The organism is Acidimicrobiales bacterium (assembly GCA_041394265.1).
In the GTDB taxonomy this organism is placed as follows: domain Bacteria; phylum Actinomycetota; class Acidimicrobiia; order Acidimicrobiales; family SZUA-35; genus JBBQUN01.
This window is the reverse complement of the sequence record JAWKIO010000005.1, coordinates 1-12720: the sequence shown is the minus strand read 5'-3', so window position 1 is coordinate 12720 and position 12720 is coordinate 1. Positions and strand designations below refer to the sequence as shown.

General features: G+C 64.0%; 11 protein-coding genes. 5 read left to right on the top strand and 6 right to left on the bottom strand.

The window, feature by feature from the left end; genetic code table 11:
- Positions 1-79 precede the first annotated feature (79 nt).
- On the bottom strand, positions 80-991 hold the full coding sequence (locus R2733_00190) for a hypothetical protein (protein ID MEZ5374895.1): 912 nt from the start codon (positions 989-991) through the stop codon (positions 80-82).
- A gap of 27 nt (positions 992-1018) precedes the next feature.
- Entirely contained in the window at positions 1019-1285 is a 267-nt protein-coding gene (locus R2733_00185; GenBank protein MEZ5374894.1) for a hypothetical protein, read from the bottom strand.
- Positions 1286-1524: 239 nt separating this feature from the next.
- Here R2733_00185 and R2733_00180 point away from each other — a divergent pair, with 239 nt between their 5' ends.
- Positions 1525-2619: an IS5 family transposase gene (locus tag R2733_00180; GenBank protein MEZ5374893.1), complete on the top strand. Its 1095-nt coding sequence runs from the start codon at positions 1525-1527 to the stop codon at positions 2617-2619.
- Positions 2620-2706: 87 nt separating this feature from the next.
- Here the strand turns inward: R2733_00180 and R2733_00175 are convergent, their stop codons facing one another.
- From R2733_00175 to R2733_00160, 4 genes are all read right to left on the bottom strand, one after another.
- Positions 2707-4098, bottom strand: coding sequence for a hypothetical protein (locus R2733_00175; protein ID MEZ5374892.1), 1392 nt, complete (start codon positions 4096-4098; stop codon positions 2707-2709).
- Complete coding sequence (locus R2733_00170; protein MEZ5374891.1) at positions 4095-5567, bottom strand: BTAD domain-containing putative transcriptional regulator; 1473 nt, start codon at positions 5565-5567, stop codon at positions 4095-4097. The genes R2733_00175 and R2733_00170 overlap by 4 nt, the downstream gene beginning before the upstream one ends.
- Positions 5568-5708: 141 nt before the next feature.
- Positions 5709-6116, bottom strand: a complete 408-nt coding sequence (locus tag R2733_00165) for a polysaccharide biosynthesis protein (GenBank protein MEZ5374890.1) — start codon at positions 6114-6116, stop codon at positions 5709-5711.
- Between the two features lie 11 nt (positions 6117-6127).
- Complete coding sequence (locus tag R2733_00160; protein MEZ5374889.1) at positions 6128-7585, bottom strand: polysaccharide biosynthesis protein; 1458 nt, start codon at positions 7583-7585, stop codon at positions 6128-6130.
- A gap of 254 nt (positions 7586-7839) precedes the next feature.
- Between R2733_00160 and R2733_00155 the strand changes: the two genes are divergently transcribed.
- From R2733_00155 to R2733_00140, 4 genes are all read left to right on the top strand, one after another.
- Complete coding sequence (locus R2733_00155) at positions 7840-8937, top strand: hypothetical protein (protein ID MEZ5374888.1); 1098 nt, start codon at positions 7840-7842, stop codon at positions 8935-8937.
- A complete protein-coding gene (locus R2733_00150) occupies positions 8934-10157 on the top strand; it encodes a glycosyltransferase family 4 protein (protein MEZ5374887.1) in 1224 nt (407 codons plus the stop codon). Before R2733_00155 ends, R2733_00150 begins: the two co-directional genes overlap by 4 nt.
- Positions 10154-11038 (top strand): NAD(P)-dependent oxidoreductase, encoded by an 885-nt coding sequence (locus tag R2733_00145; GenBank protein ID MEZ5374886.1) that lies wholly within the window; start codon positions 10154-10156, stop codon positions 11036-11038. Before R2733_00150 ends, R2733_00145 begins: the two co-directional genes overlap by 4 nt.
- A partial coding sequence (locus R2733_00140; protein MEZ5374885.1) for a heparinase II/III family protein occupies positions 11035-12720 on the top strand: 1686 nt, incomplete at its 3' end. The genes R2733_00145 and R2733_00140, both read left to right, overlap by 4 nt.

The window sequence follows — 12720 nt, the reverse complement described above, 5'->3', positions numbered from 1 at the left end:
GTTGGAGTATGGCGGACGGACTGACCTTCTGGCGGGATCCACCTCGGAAGCCCCGTCATCCGCAGACGTCATGCCGCTGCTAGCACCATCCTTCGAGTTCGCCGACCACCTCGAGGTCGCCCGAAAGGAGCAAGTCCTGCGGGGTCCACAGTGAGGTCAGACCCGCTGCTGCGAGTTTGGCGATTGCGTAGAGACGATCGATGAGCTTTTGCAGTATGGGATTGGTCGCAAGGTCCGCAAGCAGGTCGTTGAGCGGCTCCAGTAACTGTTCGAGCCCGCCATCGCCACGAACGAACGTGGCGAGTTCGACGGCTTGTTCCGGTGTCAGTTGTGCCGCAGCGCCCAGCTTGATGAACGCCTGCTCGGTGGGACCGTCGCACGCGTCGCGAGGTTCGAAGACGACGTGCTGACGGGTCGCAGGCTTCGTCGTTTCACAGCCGACTGCTGCCAGTACCTCGGCGGCCAGCGACCCGCAGGTGTCGCCGAGGTCCTCGGCGACGAGCGCCGCCAGCGCTTCCAGTACTTCTTCGGCACGGCCCTCGTCGCCTTCGACCATCGCTCGCAGGCGAAGCACGAGCGCCTGGTAGACCATCGCCTCGGAGCCGTAGGGGGCATCGGCTCCGTCGAGCGCTCGCTCCGCTGCAGCTGCCGCTGCGCCAGCTCGCTTGTTTGGGTCCCTGAGCTGGAGGACCAGTGCGGGTTGACCCCCATAGGGGACGCACCGTTCGTTCAATGGCCGGGCTTTGATGTGCGGCATCGATTGCTCGACGATCTCGACCTCACCGGCACCGTCGACGCTCGAGACGATCGCGGCGTGGACAAAACCCGATCCGTCGAGACCGGCAATCAATTCGTTGAGGCACACCGCCTCGTCGATCGTGAATCCACGGAGCTCGCCGTAGTAGCTGGTCATCTCGGTGAGCGAACCGATGGTCGGGGCTCGGAAGAGCAGGAACTGCCCCTCTTCGAGTTCGTGTGGTTGCAGTGCCATGGTCAACCTTTCATCTTCTGTTTGTCGTCAACGGGGTGAGGAGCAGCGATCGATCCACGGTTTGGCTTCCATGGCTCGAGCCTGGTCGATGGCGGCGCCACGATGGTCGGCAGCCACGTCGCCGAGCCCGCATCGAGCTGCGAGGAGCGCCAAGATACGATCGACCGGGCCCAGATGGCCGCCGGCCTGGCCGAATCGTGGGGTGGTACCCCGATAGGGCAGCAGGGTCGAATAGAGGAGTTCGGCATCCCCCTGCGACACACCGACCTCGGTGGCAACGGTCGCAACTGCCATCAGCGCACCGCCATTGACATTGGAGCGAAGCGCGGTGGAAGCGAGATCGAGCCCGATCGCCAAGCATGCGCCCGCCCGATCGTGTCGACCATTGATCACATGCACCATCCCCTCGAGGCCGGCGAGCAAGAGCGAGGTTGCAGGTCCGGATGACTGGTGAGTGAGTGCGGCTAGCAGGGTGCTGAAGTTCTCTTGATTGGTGCTCGCGTTTGTGGCGGGTGTCGAAAAGAATGGGGTTCATGCGTGGGACCCCTGAGCGTCAGTTGTCGATGTTGTCGTCGTTGTCGACCGAGGATCTGATCCCGGCCGATCATCCGATCCGCCGGATCCGGGTCGTGGTCGATGAGGTGTTGGCGGGCCTGGACGACGAGTTCGACGCGATGTACGCGACCTCGGGTCGTCGGTCGGTACCACCGGAGACATTGTTGAAGGCGACGGTGTTGATGGCGATGTACTCGATCCGCTCCGAGCGGGCGTTCTGCGAGCGGCTGAACTACGACATGTTGTTCAAATGGTTCCTCGACATGGCGATCGACGACCGGGCCTTCGATCCGACGACGTTCACCAAGAACCGTCGCCGCCTCCTCGAACACGAGATCGCGGATCGGTTCTTTGCTGCGGTGGTGACCCAGGCGAAGTTGCGCCGCTACATGTCGTCGGATCACTTCTCCGTGGACGGGACGTTGTTGCAGGCGTGGGCGTCGAACAAGAGCTTCAAACCCAACGAGCCCGGCGGCGACGATGATGGGGGCGGGTTCAAAGGCCGTAACGCCGAAGTCGATTTCAAGGGGCAGAAACGGTCGAACAAGACCCATACGTCGACGACTGATCCGGAAGCGTTGCTGTTCCGCAAGTCCAACGCCGCCGCCGCAGAGCTGTCCTACATAGGGCACCTGTTGATCGAGAATCGTCACGGATTGATCGTGGATGCCGACCTCACCCAAGCCACGGGCTACGCCGAACGAGACTGCGCGACCGAGATGCTGAAGCGTTTGCCGGCGTCAGGGCGGCGCCGGACCATCGCTGGGGACAAGAGCTACGACACGAAGGACTTCGTCGCCGACGTCCGCGAGTTGGGGTTCACCCCGCACGTCGCGCAGAACACATCGAACCGGCGCTCCGCTATTGATGCGCGTACCACCCGCCATGGCGGCTACGAGACGTCGCAGCGGATCCGCAAACGCGTCGAGGAACCCTTCGGCTGGATCAAGACTGTCGGCGCCAGCCGCAAGCTCCGCTACATCGGCCAGGCCAGGAACCGGGCCTGGTTCAAGATCGAAGCCGCCGTCTACAACCTCCTCAGGATCTGCGCTCTCGACGCCGCGATGGCCTGACCGGCTCGGGCCCGGGACCGCCAGATCAGCAGGCCGAGTCCGCCAGAGCATCCCGGGCAACCCGACACCCTCACCAGACCCGGCCTTTCAATCCCGGCCCAGCCGCACGGCCCTACGGGCCGAATTTCCGCACCCTGCTAGTCGGGGATCGGTGGTGCCGAGCACGAACGAGCTACTGAGGACCAGACCGAGATGGATGGGCACGGCGTCGGGAATCTCCCATTCCTGCCCTTCGATCAGCAGCTCGTCCAGAAGAAGGCGGAAGCCATCGAAGTCGCCGACGGTCAGTGCGATGTCAGCCTCGATGACCGACGCCATCCAGCGCAGCACTGGCAGCGAACGAGCGGCGGTCGAAGCCGCCATCACGGCGGCCCGCTCCGAAGCCTCACCAAGTCGACCGAGCATCAACAACGAGCTGATCTCGGTCTGGTAGCCGACTCGCTCGATCAGATGCTGGTCCCACCACTCGTCGGGCGTAGCGGAGAGGAGTCGGCGAGCTGCGTCGAGTGTCGACGCGGCGTCGGGTCCACCGAGAAGACGGAAGAGGGCGACGAGTCGGTGCGGGATCTCGAACTGCTCCGGTGGAGCGGCTTCGACGATGAGTGCCGACCGCTCTGCATGCTCGGTCCAGCCGTTCATGACGAACTCGGCGAGCATGTGCTCCGTTGCAGCGTGAACGCGAGTGGTGGTGTCGGATGGCAGACGAGCGGTGAGACGGGCCAGCACATCCGTCGGCGCCGGGTCGCCTCGCAGAAAGCGAGCGAACACCCGCGCCGATCGCATCAGCTGCTCATCGAGCGAAGGATCGTCGTGCGCTGTCACACTCCTCTCGGCATCGAGAAGAGCGGCCACGGCGGCAGGGCCGCGGCCCCCGAGGGTCATGCAACGGGCAAGACCGAGCAGTGCGACCGGTCGGAATGAGTCAGGTCCACGGCTTTCGATCACCGAGAGGGACTCGGCGTAGAGGGCACCGGCGGTGTCGAACGAATATTGGTGTTCGGCCTGCCCCGCTCCGGCAAGGGCCAGTTCGACGGCGTGATCGGCGGTGGTGAGCGGCACGCTTCGGCAGGCGTGCCAGGCCGCTCGGGTGGTGGACGCACCACCGATGGCGGCGAGCGCGCGGGCCGCTGCTCCGTGGATTCGGGCACGCCGTACCGACGGGGTGTCGGCGTAGATTCGTTCACGGAGCAGATCGTGCGAGAACGCGATGGTTCCCCGGTCGACTTCGCGGACGATGCCTTGGCGTTCGGCGGGGCTCAGTGCCTCGAGGGTGGCGTGGTCCAACTCGTCCAACATGGCGGCCAAGAGATCCGTGGAGACGTGCGGACCGAGCACTGCCACCACCTCGAGTGCCTTGCTGGTCGACTCGTCACAACGTCCGAAGGTCTCGGCGAAGTGTGTTGTCAGATCGACGGGAACTTCGATCGTGTCGATGTCGTCTGCTTCACGACCACGCCAACTGTCGAGCAGCGAGGTCACGAACAGGGGTGTCCACCGGTCCGCTCGAGCAACCGTTGGCTGATTCGGCGAGCCCGGCCGGGGTTGACATCGAGCCGAGCGATGACGAGTTCGGCGATCGCGTCGCTGTCGAGCGGGCCGAGTTGGAGCACCAGCGGCGTCGTGCCGAGCGCAGCAAGATGGTCGAGGTCGGAAGACCGGGATCGGCTGGTGACCACGAGCGACAGTCGGTCGCACTCGCGAACGAGACGCCGGCCGAGTGCGAGCGAAGCCGAATCGGCCGCGTGCGCATCTTCGATAACAACGAGCGCCGGCTGCTCACCGGTCGCAGCGTTCACGAGCTCGAGCGCTGCGTCGTAGAGATCGGCTTGGTGCGAGAGGTTCGTCGACTGACTCGCGCTGAGCCGAAGGAATCGCTCGGCCGAGTCTCGGCACGCACGCAGTCCGGACCACTGACGAGCGAGCTGCCGCCACGCCTGGTAGCTCTCGCCGTCGGGATCGGCCCACACCAGCGCGACCTCGTGCGTCGTCAGGAACCGATGCAAGACCTCCGTCACGACATGGGACTTGCCGATGCCGGCATCGCCGGAAACGATCACACACCGTCTGCGTTGGTCGGCGACTGCTGCCACGATGGTCTCGATCTCGGAGCGACGCCCTACACTCACGTCGTTCGACGGGAGCTTCGGCGTCGAGGGTGACGATGGAGCAGGCGTCGTCTCGAGCGTTTCGCCGCTGACAATCTTCGATTCGAGCAGTCGGAGCTCGTTCGACGGTTCGATCCCCAGGTCATCGATGAGGCGCCGACGATGATCCTGATAGGCCCGTAGCGCATCGATGGTTCGACCTGACCGATGCAGCGCCATCAGGTAGTGGCCGGCGATCCTGTCGTTGTAGGGCTGTCGGTCGACCTCATCGATGAGCAGCGGCAATACCGACGTGGTCTCGCCGAGCGATACCCGAAGCTCGATCTCGAGTTCCCGAGCATCTGCGAGCAACTGAGCGATTCGTCGCTCCAGCCGGTCGAGATCGGCGCAGCCTCGCACGCCGCCCAGCGGCTCACTCGAGCTGAATCGGGCCACCGACCGCACGTGATCGAGTGCCTGCCTGGGATCGCGGGCCTGGACCTCGCGTGCCGCGTCGACCGCCGACTGCACCAGGTCGATGTCGATTGGCAGCGAGCCACCTGGCATTTCGTAGCCGACACCTTCACGCGAGGTTGCGGGCTCGACGCCGTGTTGGCGGAGCAGCTTGTTGAGTCGGCTGATGTGGTTTCGGAGCGAGGCACGGGCGCTAGCGGGAGCGGGGTCGCCCCAGAGCTTGTCGACGAGGGCATCGGCGTCGATCGGGACGGTGCTGGTGGCCAGCAGCGCAAGACACGTCGATGCGAACGGGCCGGGTGCGACGTGCAACAACTGATGAGTCTCGACACCTACCGGCCCGATCAGCCGGATGATCGGTCGTGTGCCACCGTCGTTCTGCGACTCCACTCGTCCCCCACGTTGGATCGGCTCGTAGCCGGCGCTGCCGGTGGTGAAGCTAGCCGATGACAGAACGGCCGTCCCGAGCTGAACTGAGTCTGACCTGGGACACCGAGCGGCGAGTCCGCTCAGATCGAGCGCGACAGGCAGTCAGCGGGAGGAACCCGAGTCGGCCGATTCGAGCACGATCGGCTCGGGGCCACCGGAACCAATCGGTCGCACCGCATCGGCGAAGCGGAGGATCTCGGCGGTGTTCTCCGCTCGGGAGAGGGCAAGAGCGTCAAGCGCTCGAACCGGCACCTCGGATCGAGTGTGAGTGATGCGGGGGTGCTCCCGGTGCTCGCCTCGTTCGGCGGCGGCGACGAGGATCTCGTGCATCTTCTCGCCCGGGCGGAGGCCGGTGTACACGATTTCCACCTTGGCCCCAGCGTGGTCGATCAGCTGTTTCGCCAGGTCGGCAATTCGCACCGGCTCACCCATGTCGAGGATGAGCACCTCGCCGGGCCGCCCGATGGCGCCGGCTTGCAGCACGAGGCGGACGGCTTCAGGGATGGTCATGAAGTAGCGGGTCACGTCCGGGTGAGTGACGGTGACGGGACCGCCACGCTCGATCTGTCGTCGGAACGTCGGCAGCACCGAGCCCTCGAACCGAGCACGTTGCCGAACCGAACCGACACGAACTTGCGTCCCGTTGCGGCGGCGTACCTCGCGGTCTCACGTTCAGCGAGGAGCTTGGTGGCACCGAGCACGCTCGTGGGGTCTGCTGCCTTGTCGGTCGACACGTTGACGAAGTGGATCGTGCCGTACTCCGTCGCTGCCTGCAGGAGGTGGCGGGTGCCCAACGTATTGGTCTTCACGCCCTCCGACGGATGAAGTTCGAGCAGCGTGAGGTGCTTCAGTGCAGCGGCGTGGAACACCACCTGTGGCTTCCATCGAGCGAAGATCTCGTTGACCCGATCGACATCGCGGATGTCAGCGACCACGAGGTGTGGATCGTCAAGCAGCGCTTTGCCCTCGATCGACAGCTGCACACTGTGGAGCGCCGTTTCGTCACGGTCGAGCATGATCAGGTCGGCCGGCTGGAGCTGGTGGAGCTGGCGGGCAAGCTCAGAGCCGATCGAACCGCCCGCACCGGTGACGAGTACCCGACGACCCTTCACGTACGAAAGAATCGAGGCCATGTCGACCGTCACCTCGGCTCGGCCGAGCAAGTCGGCTTCGGTGAGCTGACGGATGTCCTTCACCGTGAGGCGGCCCATCATCTCGGCCGTCGACGGCACTACTCGGATGTCGAGCCCGGCAAGTCGTCCGAGTTCGTCGATGGCGCCGATGAGTTCGGCATCGGCCGTGCGAACGGCGATCACGAGGAGTTCGGCGTCGAGATGGCGGGCGGCGGCCTCGATAGCGAGCCGATTGCCGACGACCGCCACCCCCGTGAGGCGTCGCTTCGACTTGTAGGGGTCGTCGTCGATGATCCCAACGGGGAGATACGGCGACGCCGGGTCGGTGAGCATCGCCCGGACCATTTCGGCACCGGTATCGCCAGCGCCGAAGACGAGCACCCGATGGCGCTGGTCGGTGGCGTGACGGCGGACGTAGTGTTCCGACACCATCCACCATGATTGGCGGATGCTGAGCATCAGCACGGCAGCGATCGGGGCCCCAAGCAGGAGCGCAGCCGCTGCCCCCGGCCGAGTGACGATGAGCGCCACCTCGAGCGCGAGGAACGCAAGCAGCCATGAGCTGAGGAGCAAGGTCTGCTCATCGCGACTGCCGATGCGGTGGCGGCCCAGGTAAAGGTCACGACCCATGCCGAACATCAACTGCATTGCCGCTGCGCCACCGGCAATGGCGGCGACGTAGCTCACCGAAGCCGCTGGAGAAAGGACGAGTGCCGAGATCGTCACCCCGATGGCCCACACCGCGCAGTCGAGCGCTGCCAGGAGCGCCCGGCGGAATCGGACGAGCGTGTCGGGAATCGGCACGTGCGTTTGCCGAAACTGTGCGGGAATCTCTGATGCCACCATCTGGCCCTCCTGGGCGTCAACTGCTGCTGAGCCTTTCGGCCCATGTCGCACGGTGTTGAGTAGTTCCACTCGTCGTCGCCATCTCCACCACTTATCACCACAGGTTCAACCAACCATCACTCGCATCTCGCCGAGCACCGCCTACCCTTCCGTCGAGACGTTGGCACGAAGCGGCAGGTCGATGATCCGAGGCGACATCGCTGCGCTACTCAGGCCGTTGCGGGGGTGTTGCATGGAGAACCCAAGATGAGCCGATGCTTGGTCTCGTGGGCGGCACCCACAGCATCGACGTCGATTTCGGACTCCAGTTTTCTCACCTCCCGCCGATGGAAGCGCTCGTTCTCGATTCCGCCCTCGATTGGATCTCGTCTGTGAGAGCCTCCGACGCTCTGGTCGCCTTCGTTCTCGGTCTCGTCGTCACGCTGGCCGTGACGCCCATCGTGGTGCTGTACCTGTGTCGTGCTGACTTGTTCGACAGCGAGAACGAGCGCAGCTCGCACTCCGGTCGGATTCCCCGTGGTGGCGGGCTCGCCATCGTCATCGCTGCGGCCGCCGCCGTTGTGTACTCGCTGGTCGCCGCCTCGGACTCGAACGGACTTGCAGCGTCTGCTGGCTGCGCGCTGGTCTTTGCTCTCCTCGGCTTCGTCGATGATCACCACTCGCTGAGCGCACCAATCCGTTTGGCGTGCCAGATCGCTCTCGCTGCCGCCTTCGTTGCGTTGTTCCAGCCACTCGCCGTGGACGCACCTGCGCCGCTGGTCTGCGCGGGAGAGATTCTTTGGATTGTCGGATTCGTCAACGTCTTCAACTTCATGGACGGCATCAACGGCATCTCGTCGATGACGTCGGCGATCGTCGGAGGAACGATCGCGGTCGCATCGTTGGCGTGGGGGAGCGGTGGCGCCGCGCTGCTCGCCGCTGCGATCACGGGAGCTTCGATCGGCTTTCTGCCGTCGAACTTTCCCAACGCCAAGGTCTTCCTGGGCGACGTTGGCAGCTACGGCATCGGCGCTGCACTGGCGGTCACCGCCTTGATGTCGGCCGATGGGGGCCCCGATCATGGCAGTCCTCCCGGTCTTCGGCCTCTACGTGGCCGATGTCGCCTGGACCCTGTTCGATCGGGCCCGTCGCCGTCAGCCCTCCTCTCCGCTCACCGCGATCACGTCTACCAACGCCTCGCCAACGGCGGGTGGGGGCACGAGCGAACGACGCTGACGGTCGGTGCGCTGACGGCGCTATTGTCCGTCGTTGGACTTGCCATCGGTCAGCGATCGCTCCTCGCCCAGCTCGTCGGCGTTGTGATCGGGCTGGCCGTTGTCGTCACCTACCTCGTCCTTCCCGCCCGCGCATGAAGATTCTCCTGGTTTGCCACTACTTCGCTCCAGAGATCGGGGCTCCACAGGCGCGCCTGTCCGAGATGGCCAAGGTCTGGGCCGGTGACGGCCACGACGTCGAAGTCCTCACCGGCATGCCCAATCACCCGACCGGTGTGATCCACGACGGCTATCGCAACCGGCGCTTCATGCGAGAAGCCAAGGATGGGTATCGCATCATCCGGACATGGCTGTACGCCACACCCAATGAGGGCATTGCTCGCAAGACACTCGGGCACCTCTCCTTCATGGTGACTGGCGTGCTGCAGGCGTGGCGTGCCGTCATAAAGCCTGATGTCGTCGTGGTCTCCTCGCCGACGTTCTTCTCGATCCTGACGGCATGGATCCACTCCCGTCGCTTCCGAGCGCCACTCGTGGTCGAGGTAAGAGATCTCTGGCCCGGCATCTTCGTCGAACTCGGGGTACTGACCAACAAGCAGATCATCTGGCTGCTCGAGCGCCTCGAGCTTGCCGCCTACCGAGCAGCAAGCGCAGTCGTCGTCGTCACCGAGGGCTTCAAGGAGGACCTCGTTCGGCGCGGAGTCCCAGCCAATAAGGTCCACGTGATCACCAATGGTGTCGATACCGATCGATTCACTCCAGGCCCGGCCGTGCCGGAGGTTCGGGCCCGGCTTGGCGCAGCCGAAGACGACACGCTTGCTCTCTACATCGGTGCTCACGGGATTTCGCAAGGGCTGCACTCCGTGATCGAAGCAGCCGGACTCGTCGATGAGAAGGTCAAGATCGCCTTTGTTGGCGAAGGTGCCGACAAGAAGCGTCTGCAGCAGCTCGCGGCCCAATCGGGGAGCGGCAACCTCTCGTTTCATGACGGAGTGGATCGTGATGAAGTCCCCGACCTGATTCGATCCGCCGACATCCTGTTGGTGCCATTGCGAGATATCCCGCTGTTCGAGACCTTCATCCCTTCGAAGATGTTCGAGTTCCTGGCTGCGGAGAAGGCAGTGATCGGGTCGGTCGCCGGTGAAGCAGCAGCGATTCTCGAACGGGCCGGAGCGATGGTGATCCAGCCCGAGGACGCCTCGGCACTCACAAGCGCGCTCAACGACCTCGCCGCTGCGCCAGAGCGCCGTGCGGCCATGGCCGCTGCCGGACGTGAGTTCGTTCACGAGAACTACGACCGCACAGAGCTGGCTCGGCGTTATGAGGGCGTGCTGGCAGGAACGATGGAGGAACGATGACGGCGCAGCGTGCGCTCGTCATCGGCGCCAGCGGCTTCACCGGATCGCGTGTGCTTCGACAGGCGCCCGAGGGCTGGACAGTCTACGGGATGGTCCGCTCGGCGGCCGCAGCAACGGCGGTGTCGAACGCTGAGGGAACGCCCGTCGAGGGCGACCTCGACCAGCCCGAGTCGGTGGCCGCCGCACTCCAGTCGGTGAAGCCAGCGATCGTGATCGTGACGGCGTCTCTCGGTTTCGGTCATGCCCCTTCGCTCGTGGAGACGCTCGAGTCCTACGGTCCCGACCGTGTGGTCTTCACGTCCACGACCGGGATCTTCACCAAGCTCAACCCGGCGTCGAAGGCCGTGAGGCTCGCCGCTGAGGAGACGATCGAGGAATCAAACCTGAGCTGGATAACGCTTCGCCCGACCATGATCTACGGGCGGCCGGGAGATCGGAACATGGAACGACTCCTCCGATACCTTGCCAGGGTGCCCGTCTTGCCCGCGCCCAACGGCGGCAACAATCTGCAGCAGCCGGTCCATGTCGATGACCTGGCCGACGCACTCTGGTCGGCAGGCGTGTCGACCCATCTTGCGTCTCAGGCAGTCAACGTCCCTGGTCCCGACGCTCTCCATTTTCGTGAGATCGTCGAGGGCGCTGCACACGCCGTCGGCCGCCGGGGCCAAGTCGTTCCGGTCCCGGTTGGGCCGGTCCGCCAGATCATGCGATTGCGCGAGAGGGTCGACATCGGCCCGAACATCAAGGTCGAGCAGATCGATCGACTCGTGGAAGACAAGGCCTTCGACGTGCAGCCTGCATCCGAGCTTCTTGATCACCGTCCGCGCTCGTTCGTTGCGGGGATCGAAGACGAAGCCGCACTCTTGGGACTTGTGGCATGAAGATCAGCGAGATCCCCGTCTTCCTGCGGACGGTTCGACACATTCCACCGAAGCAGATCTACCACCGCGTTCGCCTCCGCACGAAGCGTGCCTACTACCTGCGCTTCCCGAATGGTCTCGAGGAGCGGTGGGCCAAGGATGTTCCGGAGACCGGGAGCTGGCCCGAGGACTTCGTGCCGATCGACTGGAACGTCGAGCACGAGGCACCGCGCCACACCGAGTTCGGACGCGGCGAGATCCACATGGTGGGCGAGGTCCACGACGTCTTCGCCGGAGGCTGGCGGCCGCAGGAGCGAAGCCAACTCTTTCGCTACCATCTCCACTACTTCGAGTGGGCATGGCCGATGGCGAAGGAGGGCGGCCAACAGAACCGTGACGACTTCGGGACACTGTGGAAATCATGGAGAGCCAACACCCAAGTCGGACGCTGGGATGAATGGTCACCCTACGTGGTCTCACTCAGGGCATGGGTGTTGTGTGGCGTATTCGACTCGTTGGTACGTGGCAGCGAGATCGAACCGGACGTCCTGAAAGTACTGCAGCTGAGCGCACAGCTCCTCAAGAACAACCTTGAGAAGGATGTTGGGGGGAACCACCTACTCAAGAACCTGAAGGCACTTGTTGGCCTGGCCGATTTTCTAAAGCGAAATGATTTCGTTAAGAACAGCCAGATGTTTGACGCCGAGGTCGCGCGTCAAGTCCTTCAAGACGGCGGGCACTACGAGCTCTCACCCAGCTATCACGCGCAGGTGCTGGCCGACACGTGTGACGTGAGGGATCTAGTCGAAGCTAGCGGCCACAAGATCCATTCGATGGATGCCATAGTAGAATCAATGGTCCATTGGCTAGACTGCATTACCTACCCCGATGCCACCCTCCCAAGGTTTGGCGACTGTGTTCAGCCTCCCGCTGGTCTCGTTGAGGTGCTACTGGCTCGCTCAAACCGAGAGGCTGGTCGGCTTCCGAGGCTGCGGGTTCTAGCTGCTTCGGGGTATGTCATCTGGGCACCCTCGGCAACTTGGATGGTGGTGGCGGACCTAGGTCAGGCAGGGCCACCCGAACTGCCAGCGCACATTCAGTCGGATTGGGGCAGCTTTGAACTATGGGACAGCGGACAGCTTCTTATTGCCGACCCGGGCACAACATCGTACGTAGGAGAGAGGCGAGCGTGGGAGCGATCGTCAAATTCCCACAACGTGCCAACACCAGTTGATGGCGACTGGGCGGAAGTGTGGTCAAGCTTCCGAGTAGGCGGCCTCTTTTCAGCTTCGCCAATTGAAGTGGAGGGCACACCATCAGCGCCGACTGCCAAGGCCCGAATCCGAAGCTGGTCGGCGAGGGGCGCAGCCTGGCAGCTTCAACGTGAGTTCACTTTCGACCAGTCGGGGTTCACGGTTTGCGACCTTAATCTCGGTCGCAAGGGCTATCTTTGTTCAGTGACATGTCCAGCGTCGGCGGCAATAGCCTGGTCCGACTGTGCCGACAACTTGCCAATTATGAATGATGTTGTATCAGTTGCGCGTAGCTTCGGGGAACTGGAGGAAGCTGCTCGTTTCGTCTGGGCGCTGCCAGCGTTCGGCTGTACAACGATGACCGCCTCGCTCGCAGGTCAGCTGAGTCGGATTGATCGTAGGCAGTGGGTGTTGTCTGTGGCCGGCATCGCGGGAGCACACCAGAACGAG

What these genes read in the sequence shown, in the direction of transcription:
- R2733_00190 (MEZ5374895.1), bottom strand. Translation starts at nt 991, where the DNA reads ATGGCACTGCAACCACACGAACTCGAAGAGGGGCAGTTCCTGCTCTTC.
- R2733_00185 (MEZ5374894.1), bottom strand. Translation starts at nt 1,285, where the DNA reads ATGGCAGTTGCGACCGTTGCCACCGAGGTCGGTGTGTCGCAGGGGGAT.
- R2733_00180 (MEZ5374893.1), top strand. Translation starts at nt 1,525, where the DNA reads ATGCGTGGGACCCCTGAGCGTCAGTTGTCGATGTTGTCGTCGTTGTCG.
- R2733_00165 (MEZ5374890.1), bottom strand. Translation starts at nt 6,116, where the DNA reads ATGACCATCCCTGAAGCCGTCCGCCTCGTGCTGCAAGCCGGCGCCATC.
- R2733_00160 (MEZ5374889.1), bottom strand. Translation starts at nt 7,585, where the DNA reads ATGGTGGCATCAGAGATTCCCGCACAGTTTCGGCAAACGCACGTGCCG.
- R2733_00155 (MEZ5374888.1), top strand. Translation starts at nt 7,840, where the DNA reads ATGCTTGGTCTCGTGGGCGGCACCCACAGCATCGACGTCGATTTCGGA.
- R2733_00150 (MEZ5374887.1), top strand. Translation starts at nt 8,934, where the DNA reads ATGAAGATTCTCCTGGTTTGCCACTACTTCGCTCCAGAGATCGGGGCT.
- R2733_00145 (MEZ5374886.1), top strand. Translation starts at nt 10,154, where the DNA reads ATGACGGCGCAGCGTGCGCTCGTCATCGGCGCCAGCGGCTTCACCGGA.